We start from the raw sequence: 15,296 nt of genomic DNA, 5'->3' as shown, positions 1-15,296 counted from the left end.
TTTGTGAAAGAGTAAGGGGAACGGATATGCGCTCGCTTCGTCAGCAAATTTTGATCTCATTAATAGCTTCATTAGTCCTTATAGCTGCAAGTTTTGTTCTAATCTTAGGCTTTCATATGCGTGAACGGGCAACTTCGGCGGCGATTATTAAGGCTCAGTCTGATTTAGCAACCTGTACTGAAATAATCAATCTAAAATATCCTGGCGATTGGCATACCGAGAATGGTTATTTATTTAAAGGATCAACCGATATTTCACGACAAAATGACTTAGTGGATTATTTATCTGAGCTTACTGGGGATACCGTTACTATTTTCCTTAACGATACACGTGTTGTGACAACAGTGAGAAACGAGCATGGAGAAAGAGCGATTGGGACAAAGGTTTCAGATGCCGTTGCTCAGAAGGTTTTAAAAAATGGCAATGTTTATCTTGGAGAGGCCAATGTTGTTGGGCAAACTTATCAGACAGCTTATGAACCTTTGCGCGATACCCAGGGAAATATCTTGGGGATGTTCTATGTTGGAATCTCCCGGAGTTATATGCAAGAGATGATCGTAAATTCGCTTTGGGAAACAGCGGCATTAGGCATAGGAATAACGCTGATTATTGGAATTTTGGCTTGGCTTTTTATCGAAAAGGTGATTATTCGTCCGCTCCGAAACATCACTTTAGGAACACGAGACTTGGCTACAGGGCATATTACTGAAAAGGTGACTATATCTGGACCGAAGGAAATCGGAGAATTAGCGAGAGCGTTTAATCAGATGATTGAGCGGTTGGAAAATGTGACGAAGGGACTTGAGGATCGTGCAGTCGCTTCAGAGGAAGATCATGAAACAACGCGAGAGGATCAAATGGAGAAATTAGGAATTGGAAAAAGTGAGCTGGCTTCTTCGTTAGAGGTAACGGAACAGACTGAAATGGAATTGGAGTCAGAGAAAGAGCCGGCAATATTTCAACGCCATGAACTGCCCAAAGGTTTAAATAAGGCAACACTGATACAAATTACAGATTTTCTTCTGCGGCAGCATGACTTTGTTTCAGCAGAGGATGTTGCTGAAGGGGTAAAATTAACTCGAGTGACTGTAAGACGATATCTTGAGTTTTTGGAGCAGGAGGGAATGCTCATATCGAAATTAAAATATGGGACAGTAGGGCGGCCGGTGCGAATGTGGTGCAATAAATAGAATTCTTGTAAAGGGCTTGTGTTCACAAGCCCTTTCTTAATTTACATAACTTCTTTTTTTGCTTTTTTTATATTCATAATCGTGACAATAAAAAAGTCTATCTGTAATATTATAGTGGTAATAATATTCAGAAAATTCAGGACCTTGTGAAAATATAAGCTATCTTAAGATCACAAGTTAGAGACCTGAATGAAAAAATTGAGGGGGAATTTCATATGGAGGTGTCACGTCGCAATTTCCTGAAGCTTTCTGGGGCATCTTTAGCAGCGCTGGTGAGCGGACTTGGTTTTGAACCAGCCGTTGCACAAGCCCAAGGGTATGCTTTGAAAATCGAGGGAAGTAAAAAGGTCCCGAGTATTTGCCATTTCTGTTCCGGCGGTTGCGGTATGCTTCTCTACATTAAGGATGGTAAGATGGTCCATTTGGAAGGAGATCCGGATCATCCGACAAATGCGGGAACCTTATGTCCAAAGGCCGCAAGCTTGCGCAGTGTTGCTTATTCGCCTGATCGAGTGGTTAAGCCTCGGCGTCGAGCACCGGGTTCGGATCATTGGGAGGATATTTCCTGGGAAGATGCTCTAGATCGGGTTGCTAAGAAAGCAAAAGAAGCCAGAGATGCCTCATGGAAAACCAAGGAACAAATTAAAAATGCAAAAACAGGGGAGATGGAAGACTTTGTAGTCAATCGAGCCGAAGGCATTGCCTTTCTCGGTTCTGCTGAAGTGGATAATGAAGAGTCCTACATATTCTCTAAGTTTTGTCGTGTAATCGGCACACCTTATAATGAACACCAGGCCCGTATATGACACGCTCCCACGGTGGCAAGTTTGTCACCTTCATTTGGCCGCGGCGCAATGACCAACTCTTGGTCTGATTTACAAAATTCCCAGGTTTTTTTAATTGCGGGTTCGAATTGTGCAGAGAACCATCCTATAGCGATGCGTTGGATTAATCGGGCGAAAGAAAAGGGTGCAAAAGTTATTGTTGTTGATCCTCGATTCACACGAACCGCTTCACAGGCGGATATCTTTGCGCAAATTCGTCCGGGAACAGATATCGCTTATTTGGGGGCAATCATCCGCTATATTATCGAAAACAAGGTTTATGATGAAGATTATCTTAAGAACAATACCAATGCTTTATTGAAACTGAGTAAAGATTATAAGTTTGAGGAAGGGATCTTCTCAGGTTTTGATCCGAAGAGCAACAAATACGGAACGGACAGCTGGAGTTATCAACTTGGGGAAGACAATAAGCCTTTGAAGGCAAACGCTTTTGATGATCCCGATTGCGTTTTGAGTAAAATCAAAGAACATTATTTCCGATATACCTTTGAAACAGCAGAAAAAATTACTGGGATTCCCGCTGCGAAAATAGAGGAAATTGCAGATGCCTTCTGTAAAGCACGTCCAGGAAGTATTCTCTACGCTTTAGGAATGACTCAGCATACAACCGCAGTTCAGGGAATTCGTGCGTATGCGGTAATTCAACTGTTGCTTGGCAATATCGGCAAAGCAGGCGGAGGTATCAATGCCTTGCGCGGAGAACCCAATGTTCAGGGTTCAACCGATATGGCGAACCTCTTTAACTCCCTTCCTGGTTATCTTCCTCATCCCATTAGTACAGATAAAACCCTCAGAGATTATCTTGTTCGGAATGGTTCTGCTCAAGAGAAGCCGATTGTTGCTCTTCTTAAAGCGTGGTTTGGTGAGAATGCCACGAAGGAAAATGATTATAACTTTAGTTATTTGCCCAAAAATAATCCGGCAACAAATGCAACGATGGTTAAGGTCTTTGAACTTATGGAGAAAGGACAATTTAAGCTTCTTTTTAACTTTGGTTCAAACTCCTTAGTATCCATTGCTAATCGGCAACTCGTACGTTCTGCTTTAAGAAAAATAGATATGCTTGTTGTTTCAGACCTTTATGAAATCGAGACGGCTCAGTTCTGGCGGGAACCCGGAGTAAATCCAAAGGATATCCAAACGGAGGTTATCATGTTCCCGGCAGCTTTTGTCTATGAGAAAGCCGGATCTCTGACGAATTCCTCACGCTGGATTCAGTGGAAGGATGCAGCGATTAAACCTTTGGGTGAATCTAAGCCTGATTTAGATATTATCGATGCGCTCTTTAAGAGAATTCGCAACCTTTATGCCGGAAGTACAGCGGAAAAAGACACTCCCATTTTAAAAGCCCGCTGGGATTACGGTGAAGAACCCAGCGCTTTAAAGGTTCTTCAGGAACTCAATGGTTATGATGAGACAATAGGTAAGCTTTTACCGACATTAGCCGGTTATCTTAATGCTCCCGTAGGATCGGTCTCCACTGGATGCTGGATTTATGCCGGAGTCACTGGAAATGGCAATCTCGCCGCTCGCAGGAAGAACGATGATCCTTCTGGTCTGGGTCTCTATACAGGGTGGAGTTTTGCTTGGCCGGGCAATATCCGTATTTTGTACAACAGGGCTTCCTGCGATGCGCAAGGGCAACCGCTTGATCCAAAACGTAAACTCGTTTGGTGGGATGCGGCGAATAAGGTCTGGACGGGGAATGACGGGGCGGATGTCGTTGATAAAACAAAAGGCCCGGATACTCCGGAAGGAATGCAAAGTTTTCGGATGAACCCGGAAGGAGTCGGCCGACTCTTTGCTGCAAAATATACAAGCGGCATGCCTGTAACTCCGGCTGCGGATGGCCAGCCTTTGATAGGGGTGCGTCCGGCAGGGCTCTGTGTCGACGGTCCCATCCCTGAATTTTATGAGCCTACTGAAAGTCCGACAGAAAACCTCTTGCATCCCAAGGTTTCTACAAGTCCAACAGCGATTGTACCTTCTGCCTTTCCGGAAATTCAGAAACGAGGCAAGGCTGAAGATTATCCTTATGTACTGACAACCTACGGTGTTGTGGAGCATTTCTGTGCGGGCGGAATTACCCGCAATATTCCCTGGCTTAATGAGCTGATGCCGGAACCTTTTGCTGAGATCAGTAAAAATCTTGCTCAGAAGATTGGGGTAAAAGAGGGGGATAAAGTCGAAGTTTCCTCTGCCCGCGGCAAAGTAACGGTACGCTGTTTAGTGACGGATCGGCTTCAGACGTATAAGACTAACGGCAAAGATACGGAAACGATTGGCATGCCCTGGAGCTGGGGTTTTGCCAGCTTAAGTCCCGGGCCGAGTACAAACGAACTGACAATTGCTGCACTTGATCCAGGAGCAGGAACGCCTGAAACTAAAGTTTGTCTGGTCAACATAAGGAGGGCTTAAGATGTCAAGAAAAATGGTTTTTGTAGATACCTCCAAATGCACTGGCTGTAAGGCATGTACAGTAGCATGCAAAGAATGGAATGAGCTTCCCGCAGAAAAAACCCAGCTGGTGACGAGTTACCAATCCATGAAGGATTTCACGCCTAAGACGTGGACATATATTACGTTTACCGAAAAATACGAGAATCAAAAAATGAACTGGTTGATACGTAAAGCCCAGTGCTTCCATTGTGCCGAACCGGCCTGTTTGAAATCATGTTCTTCAAATGCGATCAGCAGGACAGAGTCGGGATATGTAGTGATCAATCAGGATCTTTGCATTGGGTGCGGATACTGTGTAGAGAACTGTCCTTTTGGCGTACCCAAACTGGATCAAACCCAGAAAAAAGCACATAAGTGCACAGGATGCATTGACCGGGTTGAAAATGGTCTGAGTCCTTCTTGTGTTGCGACGTGCCAACCGGGTACGCTTCAATTCGGCGAGCGGGAGACCTTGATGGCGGAAGCTAAGAAAAGATTGGCTGAGGTTCAGAAAACTTACCCCAAGGCGCGAATCTATGGGGAAACTGAAATGGGAGGGACGACCTTCGTCTATCTCCTCCTCAATGTTCCGGAAGTCTATGGATTGCCTGTCAATCCGCAAACTCCTCTTTCCCTTACCCTGTGGAAAGATGTCGTCCGTCCTGTGGGTAAAATAGCTGTGGGTGGGGCTGCAGCGGCAGTAGTTGTCGGAGTTCTTGGCAACCTATTGCGCGGAGCTTATCGTGAACAGGCTCCGGAAGTGAAGGAAGCACAGAAAGGGGGTAAACACTGATGGCGATTCAAACGGGTACAAAAGGAGAATTTGGAAAAAATCAGGACTCAGACAAAGTCTTGCGCTTTACTCTTGGTGAACGTATTAGCCATTGGGTTCATGCCATTTCTTTTTTTCTCCTTCTTTTTACAGGAGTTGGAATTTTATCTCTCGTTTTTCGTCCGGCATTGGCAGTCGTTGGAGGAGTTGAAGCTGCACGGATCCTTCATCGCATCAACGCTGTTGTTTTTGTGGTTGTTGTAGGAGCTATGTTTTTCATTGGCGATGCCAAATATCATTGGGAATGGCTCAAGTTGGTCTTCCGTCTTACAAAAGCAGATTGGCAGCATATAAGGGCTTTTCCGAAAGAGTTTTTTGGCGGGCATGGGGATTACCCGGCTCAGGATAAATTCAATGGCGGAGAGAAGATCAACTCGCTGCTCACAGTTTTTGGCTCGATCTTCATTACATTAAGCGGTGTTGTCATGTGGTTTGCTTCTTCTTTTCCGCCGGCACTGGTCCGTTGGGCTTATCCTGTTCATGATCTATCTATGTTTTTAATGACTGCCGCTGTTATTGGGCATATGTATCTGGGGCTTTTGCATCCGGATTCCCGCACTGCTCTTCCTGGTATGCTCCATGGTTATGTGTCTTCAAAATTCGCGAAGAAGCATCATGAGGCATGGTATGAGCGGGTAAAAAAGGGCATGGAATGAGCAGAGAAAGGAGAGGATGCCTTGTGACAGAGGAACTCGGTAATCTCCATGAGATCTACCAAGAGATGAAAAGGAAGATTCTAAAATGGCGGGGGGAAAGGGGAAGGTATTGGGTTCAAAGACTGGTACCTGATGAGACATATCCCTATTTTAGTTTGAATCGTTTACCTAAGGAACCTGTCCTCGAATTGGTTGACCGGTTGCTTGAAGGAAGTAAACGATCCTGGTCCAAGGATGAACTACATTCTGCCTGGAAACAATATCTCTTCGGAAAAGAACTTAAGGATCAAGAGCTTTATAGCGGATTTACTTTTGCTGTGCAAGGTGTTTTGGGATTTGCCCGCAAAAGCCTGCCAGAGGATATTCTTCAGACGGCAGAAAATTACACAGGACAGGTTTGCCCGATTTGCGGGCAAGAGGCAGGGCTGTCTGTACTCGTTCCTCCTGCTGGAAAACGCATGTTGCATTGTACGCACTGTGATCATGAATGGTCAGCTAAACGGGTGGGATGCATTCACTGCGGAAGTGAAAAGGCATCAGAGCAGATTTACTTAAAAAATGAGAATTTCCCTGGAGTTGAGATAGCTTTTTGCCAATCGTGCGGGAGAGACTTTAAGGAAGTCGATTTGCGTAAGCGAAGGGTGGAGGATTTTGTATGGGAGGATCTACGCACATTGCCTCTTAATTATGCTGCAGAGAAGTGGATTGATGAGCATCCTAAATTTTTGTGCGAATTTTGAAAAAGTTTAATGCATTATTGGTTTTAAGGGTATAAAATAGAATTAATCAAAGATGTTGCATCGATTATAAGGGAGGGATTTTTAATGTTTAAGAAAATTCTTGTACCTACAGATGCTTCGGAGTACTCTAAACGGTCTTTAAAAATTGCGCTCGAAATAGCACGAAAATTTCAAGCAGAGGTTGAGGTTTTTCATGTTACGTATACTCAAAAAGATTATTGGGGCTATACAGTGACATACGGAGCTACAATAACTCAAGAGGACTTGGATAAATATGGACAGCTCGCATTAGACATAACCGTAGAGGGGCTTAATACTGATGGTGTCGAACTCAAAAAGGTTTTGGAAGCGGGGCATCCGGTGACTAAAATTCTTGGGGAAATCGAGAAGCAGAAGATCGATCTTGTTGTAATGGGACGGCATGGTTATGGCGCCATCGCGGGTTCTGTTTTTGGAAGTGTAAGCCAACGTATTTTACAGAAAGCGACTTGCCCTGTACTCATCGCCAAGTAAGTTTCCTTTGATTGTCGATTATTAGGATTTTAAGCCATTTTAGGACAAAAATTGGGACTTTGGTCCTTCCTCTTCCAGCAGGGATTTATTATACCTATAGCGAATACCAAAAAGTGTAAAGAACAAAAGACACTGTAGGTAGGAGACGGGCCCGGAATGAAGGAAAAGGAAATTGAACTGAGCCAGGTAGAAATTCGATATTTGCTTTCGGGAACGATTCATTGGCAAGATATCGTAGAAAAGGAAAGCCGTACTCAGCGGAATTCCTCTGGAATTCGAAAGACGGATGAACCTTTATTTGAAAAGCCGGAACCTTTACTGGAAAAGTCAGAAGTTAAAAATAGAGAACGCTTTGAATTAAATCAAATTTTATTAGGAAGCAAAAATGATCGTAGGACAAATGGCTTTGAGGGAAAAGGTGTTTTATTCCTCATGGCGGTAGTAGGCATAATCACCATAAGCACATGGGTATACTTCGTTTTCACTGGCTAAGTGAAGCGAAGTATTTTTTTACTAAAACTACAACTTGCAAATTCGAAGCGAAATGATTAAGATAATATTAAAGGTCAAAGAAGGTCACAAGGTCAAAAAAAGTCATAGTTGAGGAGTGGATCACGTTGGGCAATCTCGCTGACCGCATCGAAGCATATCTGAAAAAGATCTTGGAGGAAGCAGACGAAGGGTTTGTTATTCTTCAACGGGGTGTTTTAGCCGGGGAGTTCTCTTGTGCTCCTTCTCAAATCAATTATGTTCTTGGCACACGGTTTACTGTCGAACGAGGGTATTTGGTGGAAAGCCGCCGCGGCGGCGGAGGGTACCTTCGGATTATTCGTTTAGGGTGGAATCATGAAGGGCAGTTTCAAAATATTATCCGTCAACTGATTGGAAACCAATTGACGTATGAAAGGGCTCTGGGGCTCTTAAGCAGACTGCTTGAAGAGGAAGTCATTTCAAGGCGTGAGGCGGCGATTATTCGAACGGTAGTTCATCCGGAAAGCTTAGAAAACGACGTTATAGATTCAGATCTGCTTAGGGCACATATTATGAAGCGTATTTTAACGACTCTTAGTCGAGAGGATTTAAGCTAACTTAAAAGGGGGAGAGGCAGAATGCTTTGCCAAAAATGTCAGATGCGCGAGGCAAATGTTCAAATTACGAAAATGGTGAATGGGAAAACCCAAAAGCTTTATCTATGCGAACACTGCGCTCATCAAACGCATGAAATGAATTTTGTGATAAATCCCGGGATTGTTCCGGACTTTTTGCAGGCCTTGTTTGGATTTACTCCTTCGACACAAAGCCAAACTCAAAACCCAACTCAGATTAAAACGCCTGAAGAGGTTTGTCCTCAATGCGGAATAACATTTTCTCAAATTACTCAGGCAGGCAAGCTGGGTTGCAGCGTTTGTTATCAGACCTTTAGCAATCAATTAGAGCCTTTGTTGCGTCGCATTCACGGCGGGGGTCAGCATGTCGGAAAGATTCCAGCCCGGCGGGGAAAGGAACTTAGAGGTAAAGTAGAACTCAAAAAACTCAAAGAGAAACTTCAGCAGCTTGTCCAGAAGGAAGAATTTGAGGCTGCGGTCCTTGTCCGTGATCAGATCAGAGCCTTAGAACAAATGAAGGGAGAGGAGGAGTAATGCAAAGAAAAGAGCTTTTGGCCGGACAAAGCGCCTGGCTGAAAGAAATCAGCAATTCGGCAGTCGTCCTAAGCAGCCGTGTACGGTTAGCCCGTAATTTAGAAAATACTCCTTTTCCCCATGTTTTATCACCTGAGGAATCGCGCAAGGTTGAAGAAATAATTTCAAAGGTTTTACAAAATCTCGTCATTGAGGGTGACCAGCTAACCTATTTTTCACTTCAGGATTTGTCCTCAATTGAACAGCAAGTTCTGATTGAGAAACATTTAATCAGTCCGGGATTTCTTCATTCAAGAGGTTCTCGCGGAGTTGCGCTGACGCAGGATCATCGTATTTCGGTTATGATCAATGAGGAGGATCACATTAGACTGCAATCGCTCCTTCCAGGCAATCAGCTGCGGGAGTGCTATCGTATAGCGAATTTATTGGATGATGCCATTGAAGAACAGCTTGATCTGGCCTATCTTGAAGCACGAGGCTATCTAACAGCTTGTCCTACAAATGTCGGAACCGGAATGCGCGCTTCAGTTATGGTGCATTTACCCGCACTCGAAATGACGAAGCAGGTGGAACAGATTTTGGGGTCTCTCACCAATCTCGGATTAGCCGTACGAGGGCTTTATGGCGAAGGGTCACAAGCTTATGGGCATCTCTTCCAAGTATCTAATCAAATCACCTTAGGGCAGAGCGAAGAGGATATTTTGACTCATTTGGAAGCGGTTACCGGGCAGGTTGTTGAGCATGAGCTTCATGCTCGTGAATCCCTCAAAAACGGAATGAAATTAGTTTTAGAGGATCAGGTCTGGAGGGCACGGGGGACATTGGAAAATGCCCGTTTGCTCACCTCAGAAGATGCCATGCATCTTTTGTCCTTAGATCGCTTGGGCGTTGATATGGAGCTATTACCCCGAACGACTAAGACCTTTCCTATGCTTTTGGTCGATTCGTTACCCGGTAATCTGCAATATATCATGAATCGAGAATTAGATCCCGGGCAGAGAGATGAGGAACGTGCCCGTATCATAAGGGAAGCTTTGAGGAATATAAGTATACAGGATAAAAAGGAGAGTGAATAACGAGATGCAACAGAGATTTACGGAAAGAGCGGTTAAAGTCCTGGGTTTAGCACAAGAAGAAGCTAAACGGATGGGACATAATGTAGTAGGAACAGAGCATCTTTTGCTGGGGCTGGTTGGAGAAGGAGAAGGAATTGCCGCCAAGGCCTTGACTGGAATCGGAGTTGAGCTCGAAAAAGTACGGGAGCAAATTGACTCTCTCGTTGGCGTAGGTCAGCCTTTTGAAGGGGAAGTCGGTTTTACCCCTCGTGTAAAAAGAGTACTTGAATTGGCTAATGATGAGGCGCGCCGCCAAGGTGTAAATTATGTGGGAACAGAACATCTGCTGCTTGGGCTTTTGATGGAGGGAGAAGGGGTTGCGGCTCGAGTGCTCCTCAATATAGGTGTGAGCCCTGAAAAGATCTGGAAACAAGTCATTCGTTTACTTGGCGGAGAACCGGACGACCTTCCGATGCCTGCAGCCGCTAATTCCGCACCTAACGGAAAAAGCCAAGGCCCGGCAAGTACCCCGACGCTTAATGAATTCGGCCGAGATTTAACTCAGCTTGCCCGAGAGGAGAAACTTGATCCTGTAATCGGCCGAGAAAATGAACTCCAGCGGGTCATTCAGATTTTAAGCCGTCGTTCAAAGAATAATCCTGTGCTTATCGGCGAACCTGGTGTAGGAAAAACGGCAATTGCCGAAAGTTTAGCTCAGCAGATCATACGCAATAAAGTCCCTGAAACTTTGGCCAACAAACGGGTTGTAACCCTGGATATTTCCTCGGTTGTCGCCGGAAGTAAATACCGTGGAGAATTTGAAGAGCGCTTAAAAAAGGTTATGGAAGAAATCCGCGTTGACGGAAATGTCGTTATCTTTATTGATGAACTTCATACGCTCATTGGGGCAGGGGCAGCCGAAGGGGCAATTGATGCAGCAAACATTCTTAAGCCTGCTTTAGCTCGTGGAGAACTGCAATGCATTGGAGCAACAACACTCGATGAATACCGAAAATATATTGAAAAAGATCCGGCTTTAGAGCGGCGCTTCCAGCCGATTATGGTCGGTGAACCTACTGCTGAAGAGGCTATTGAGATTTTGAAAGGGCTTAGAGATCGCTATGAAGCGCATCACCGAACTGAAATTACGGATGAAGCGATTGAAGCTGCCGTACGTTTATCCGACCGCTATATTTCAGACCGTTTTTTGCCGGATAAAGCGATCGATTTGATGGATGAGGCTGCTTCACGAGTACGCCTTAAAACCTTTAACGCACCGCCTGATTTAAAATCCCTGGAAAGCGAAATTGAGCGTTTAAAGAAGGAAAAAGAAGCTGCTGTTTTAGCTCAGGAATTTGAAAAAGCTGCGGAGATACGGGATCAAGAGCACAAATTGCGGGAAGATCTGGCACAGCAGCGTTCGCAATGGGAAAGCAAGCGTGATGTGAATAAAACCTCCGTCACAGCTGATGATATTGCTCAGATCGTAGCGAGCTGGACAGGGATTCCTGTGAAAAAAATCGCTGAAGAAGAGAGCGAACGCCTCTTGCATCTGGAAGAGACCCTTCATAAGCGGGTCATTGGCCAAGATGATGCGGTTGCCGCTGTTTCCCGCGCTGTACGCCGGGCACGTGCTGGATTAAAAGATCCAAAACGGCCGATTGGTTCTTTTATTTTCCTTGGACCAACAGGCGTTGGAAAGACAGAACTTGCACGTACCTTAGCTGAAGCACTCTTTGGCGAGGAAGATGCGATGATTCGAATTGATATGTCCGAGTATATGGAGAAACATGCAGTATCTCGCTTAGTCGGAGCGCCTCCAGGATATATCGGTCATGATGAAGGCGGTCAACTGACTGAGGCCGTCCGTCGGAGACCCTACAGCGTCATTTTGCTTGATGAAATCGAGAAGGCTCATCCGGATGTCTTCAATATTCTGCTGCAAGTGCTGGAGGATGGACGTCTCACAGATACGAAGGGCAGAACTGTAGATTTTCGCAATACGGTCTTGATTATGACCTCAAATGTCGGAGCATCCTTCCTTCATAAAGAGGCCATGGGTTTTGCAGCTCGCCGCGATGCAACAACAGAGTATAAGAATATGCGTTCCAATGTTATGGATGAATTAAAAAAGACCTTCCGCCCTGAGTTCTTAAATCGTATTGATGAGCTTGTGGTCTTCCATTCACTTCCTTCAGAAGCTTTAATCCAAGTGACTGAAATCTTAATAAAACAAGTTAACAAGCTTATGAAAGAACAAGGTTTTGATCTTGAAGTAGAGAAGAGCGCTCTCGAGCTTATTGCCAAGGAGGGCAATGACCCAACTTACGGAGCCCGTCCTCTGCGCCGTGCGATTCAGCGCCTGATCGAAGATAGTTTGTCTGAAAAGATTTTACAGGGTGGATTTAAGGCCGGAGATCATGTTCGTGTCGAAGCAGAAGATGGAAAGATGAAGTTTACAAAAGTTTCCTAACTAAAAGCCGATCCGACTGTACTTTGATGAGTGCAGCCGGATTTCATTTTGTAATATTTAGTTTTTCGAAGGAAATAGAAGCTGCGTTAGCGAAGAAATAAGAGAGGAGGGTGCTATGAAGACGAAAATCCTTTATCGATGTTCGCAATGCGGTTATGAAAGTCCGCGTTGGATGGGTAAATGTCAAGAATGTGAAGCATGGAATACCTTCGAAGAAGTGATTAATCAGCCGAAGACGAATAATTCATCTTCGGCAAAGGCCCGAAAATTCTCTGCCAAAAAGCTCTCCGAAGTAATGTCCGGAAACAGTGATCGAATCGTCACTCGAATACAGGAATTTAATCGAGTTCTTGGAGGCGGAATCGTAAAAGATTCGCTGACAATTCTTACCGCTCGACCGGGTGCGGGCAAATCGACTTTGCTTTTACAGGTTGCTGATGATGTAGCCGCTCAAGGTTATAAGGTGCTTTATGCCTCAGCAGAAGAAAGCGAGAGCCAGATTAAAAATCGGGCGGAACGGATTTTGAAAGGAAATCAGCGTAATATTTGGCTTTGTTCAGATACGCTGTTAAACAATATTTTAGTTTCAGTTGAGGAACTCGATCCGGATTTAGTCATTATCGACAGCATCCAAACGTTTATTCTGGAGGAGTATAATTCTCGTCCGGGCTCTCCTGTCCAAACGATGGAATGTGCAAATGAATTGCTGAGAATTGCTAAGAATCCCGAAAGGCCTCGGGCAGTGATCATGGTCGGACAAATGACTAAGGAAGATGAAATGGCCGGTCTCAGGGCACTTGAACATTTAGTAGATACGGTATTAATCCTGAATGGTGAGAGCGGGGAAGAATTGCGAGCTGCCTGGTGTTCCAAAAATAGATTCGGGAGTACTGGGGAGATTGGCTTTTTTGCGATGACTGAGCAGGGAATGTTATCGATTGATAATCCTTCAGAGTTTTTTATGACCTTGCGCCCGGATGGAGAAGAGGTCTGTGGAAGTACCCTGACCGTGGTTAAAGAAGGAACCCGCCCTATTATTGTTGAGGTTGAGAGCCTAGTTTCTAAATCCTATACGCCCTACCCTTCCAGAATCTCAGAGTGTTTACGCAGAGATCAGTTGAATACCTTGATTTCCATCCTCGAACAACGTGGGAGAATCGATTTATATGATAAAAATGTCGTCATCAAAACCACGGGTGGTCTGCAACTTAAGGAGCAGTCAGTTAACCTGGCCGTGATATTGAGTATTGTTTCTTCGGTAAAAGATGTTCCCATCCCCGGGGATTGCGTCTTTGTTGCCGATGTGGGGCTCACCGGAGAATTAAAAAAGGTTCCGGCTCTTGAAGCACGAATTCGTGAACTGGATCGGATGGGCTTTAAGAAAGTGTATATTGCCCAAAACACCTTAAAAAAACCGCTGCATTTAAATCAGATTGAAGTGATTGAGCAGGGGCATTTACGGGAGGTTATTGATTTGATACTGAAGAATAGAAATTAAAGAAGTTTAAGCTTTAAAGACAAAATTAAGGGAGGTATTTTATGGTTCCACAAAAAAAGAAAGCTATGGCAAACAGAATTCGCAAATATCTTTTTTTGACCGTTGGAGCGGTGCTGGCGTCCATTGGTTTAGAAATTTTCTTGGTTCCCAATAATATCATCGATGGAGGAATAAACGGAATATCCATTATCTCCAGCTTTTTGAGCCACTTTTCCTTAGGATTATTTATCTTTATCTTTAATCTTCCTTTTCTGGTTTTTGGATATTCCCAGATTGGGAAAACCTTTGTTGTTTCAACGCTATACGCCATTATCGTGCTTTCCCTCGGAGTAAGTTTTCTCCACCCTGTACCTGGCTTAACGCAAGATCCATTGCTGGCAGCAGTCTTTGGCGGAATCATTCTGGGAATAGGCGTAGGGATGGTGATTCGGTATGGAGGTTCCTTAGATGGAACTGAAATCGTTGCGATTGTTCTTTCCAAAAAGACGGCTTTTTCTGTAGGGGAAATCGTGATGTTTTTTAACTTCTTCATTTTAAGCAGTGCAGGTATTATTTTCGGCTGGGATCGCGCAATGTACTCTCTTATTGCTTACTTTATTGCTTTTAAGATTATTGATTTAACAATTGAAGGGCTTGATGAATCAAAAGCCGTTATTATCGTGTCCGACCGGACTGAAGAAATAGCCGAGGTTCTTATGGCGCGTCTTGGCCGCGGAGTTACTTATTTAAAAGGAAAAGGCGGCTATAGCGGAGAAAGTAAAGGCGTTTTATACTCAGTCGTGACCCGTTTGGAATTGTCAAAATTAAAATCGATTATTGATGAAATTGATGAAGAAGCGTTTGTTACTGTTCAGGACGTCCATGAGGTCATGGGCGGGCGATTCAAGAAGCATGCAATTCACTAAGCAAGTTATTTATGAAATATAAAAAAGCTGACAAGCTTAGGGTTTAAACTTGTCAGCATATAAGCACATATCAGAATTAACATTTGTCTGCCTATAAAGGTTAAACTGATTTTTAAGTTAAATTGAAAATGGTCAGCGTTGAAAGCTTTTTCTCTTCTTTAGCGATAATTTCATCAAGAGAAAGTCCAAGTGTATTCGCTAAGGCAGCGATATAGAAGAGTTGCTTGCCGAGTTCAGTTTCTATGATATCCCTGCAATTATCACAGAGTTTTCCATCGAGTTGGCTATTCAGGAGTTCCTTTAAGTCACTAAGGCTTACATCCTCGGGGAGAGGTTTCTTGTGTGCATCGATTCCAAGGCAACCACAGTTGGTTACGGATTTTACAATAGCTCGATTAACACGGGCAGATGCCTCCTGTCCCTTGGATAGAATATCCAAGATACTTTGATGCCGAATAAGCAGTGATTTAACGCTATTTTGGAAATGGTCCGTGAGTTCATCCATGGGCT

General features: G+C 44.3%; 14 protein-coding genes. 13 read left to right on the top strand and 1 reads right to left on the bottom strand.

Features of this window, described 5'->3' with window-relative positions; translation table 11 throughout:
• The first annotated feature begins 26 nt into the window (after positions 1-26).
• The 13 genes from ACHOLT_RS02100 to ACHOLT_RS02040 all read left to right on the top strand — a co-directional run bounded on the left by ACHOLT_RS02100 (position 27) and on the right by ACHOLT_RS02040 (position 14,786).
• Positions 27-1,190, top strand: a complete 1,164-nt coding sequence (locus tag ACHOLT_RS02100) for a cache domain-containing protein (protein ID WP_425805469.1) — start codon at positions 27-29, stop codon at positions 1,188-1,190.
• Between the two features lie 215 nt (positions 1,191-1,405).
• The gene (gene fdnG / locus ACHOLT_RS02095) at positions 1,406-4,453 is read left to right on the top strand and encodes a formate dehydrogenase-N subunit alpha (protein ID WP_425805468.1); all 3,048 of its coding nucleotides are present in this window, start codon (positions 1,406-1,408) and stop codon (positions 4,451-4,453) included.
• 1 nt (position 4,454) lies between these two features.
• Positions 4,455-5,267, top strand: coding sequence for a 4Fe-4S dicluster domain-containing protein (locus tag ACHOLT_RS02090; protein ID WP_425805467.1), 813 nt, complete (start codon positions 4,455-4,457; stop codon positions 5,265-5,267).
• A complete protein-coding gene (locus ACHOLT_RS02085; protein ID WP_425805466.1) occupies positions 5,267-5,962 on the top strand; it encodes a formate dehydrogenase subunit gamma in 696 nt (231 codons plus the stop codon). The genes ACHOLT_RS02090 and ACHOLT_RS02085 overlap by 1 nt, the downstream gene beginning before the upstream one ends.
• Before the next feature lie 23 nt (positions 5,963-5,985).
• Positions 5,986-6,702 (top strand): formate dehydrogenase accessory protein FdhE, encoded by a 717-nt coding sequence (gene fdhE, locus ACHOLT_RS02080; protein ID WP_425805465.1) that lies wholly within the window; start codon positions 5,986-5,988, stop codon positions 6,700-6,702.
• A gap of 84 nt (positions 6,703-6,786) precedes the next feature.
• Positions 6,787-7,215, top strand: coding sequence for a universal stress protein (locus ACHOLT_RS02075; protein WP_425805464.1), 429 nt, complete (start codon positions 6,787-6,789; stop codon positions 7,213-7,215).
• Between the two features lie 156 nt (positions 7,216-7,371).
• A complete protein-coding gene (locus ACHOLT_RS02070; RefSeq protein ID WP_425805463.1) occupies positions 7,372-7,707 on the top strand; it encodes a hypothetical protein in 336 nt (111 codons plus the stop codon).
• Between the two features lie 125 nt (positions 7,708-7,832).
• Positions 7,833-8,303: a CtsR family transcriptional regulator gene (locus ACHOLT_RS02065; RefSeq protein ID WP_425805461.1), complete on the top strand. Its 471-nt coding sequence runs from the start codon at positions 7,833-7,835 to the stop codon at positions 8,301-8,303.
• 21 nt (positions 8,304-8,324) lie between these two features.
• Positions 8,325-8,855 (top strand): UvrB/UvrC motif-containing protein, encoded by a 531-nt coding sequence (locus ACHOLT_RS02060; RefSeq protein WP_425805460.1) that lies wholly within the window; start codon positions 8,325-8,327, stop codon positions 8,853-8,855.
• The gene (locus ACHOLT_RS02055) at positions 8,855-9,931 is read left to right on the top strand and encodes a protein arginine kinase (protein WP_425805458.1); all 1,077 of its coding nucleotides are present in this window, start codon (positions 8,855-8,857) and stop codon (positions 9,929-9,931) included. The genes ACHOLT_RS02060 and ACHOLT_RS02055 overlap by 1 nt, the downstream gene beginning before the upstream one ends.
• Positions 9,932-9,935: 4 nt before the next feature.
• Complete coding sequence (locus ACHOLT_RS02050; protein ID WP_425805456.1) at positions 9,936-12,383, top strand: ATP-dependent Clp protease ATP-binding subunit; 2,448 nt, start codon at positions 9,936-9,938, stop codon at positions 12,381-12,383.
• Between the two features lie 115 nt (positions 12,384-12,498).
• Positions 12,499-13,881 (top strand): DNA repair protein RadA, encoded by a 1,383-nt coding sequence (gene radA / locus ACHOLT_RS02045; RefSeq protein ID WP_425805454.1) that lies wholly within the window; start codon positions 12,499-12,501, stop codon positions 13,879-13,881.
• A 41-nt stretch (positions 13,882-13,922) separates the two neighbouring features.
• The gene (locus tag ACHOLT_RS02040) at positions 13,923-14,786 is read left to right on the top strand and encodes a YitT family protein (protein WP_425805453.1); all 864 of its coding nucleotides are present in this window, start codon (positions 13,923-13,925) and stop codon (positions 14,784-14,786) included.
• Positions 14,787-14,898: 112 nt separating this feature from the next.
• On the opposite strand, the gene ACHOLT_RS02035 is transcribed toward ACHOLT_RS02040, so the two are convergent.
• Entirely contained in the window at positions 14,899-15,291 is a 393-nt protein-coding gene (locus tag ACHOLT_RS02035) for a DUF1573 domain-containing protein (protein ID WP_425807849.1), read from the bottom strand.
• Positions 15,292-15,296: the final 5 nt, after the last annotated feature.

This window comes from Desulfitobacterium nosdiversum, assembly GCF_049860565.1.
Lineage (GTDB): Bacteria > Bacillota > Desulfitobacteriia > Desulfitobacteriales > Desulfitobacteriaceae > Desulfitobacterium_A > Desulfitobacterium_A nosdiversum.
The sequence above is the reverse complement of the archived record's forward strand: the minus strand, read 5'-3'. Positions and strand labels throughout refer to the sequence as shown.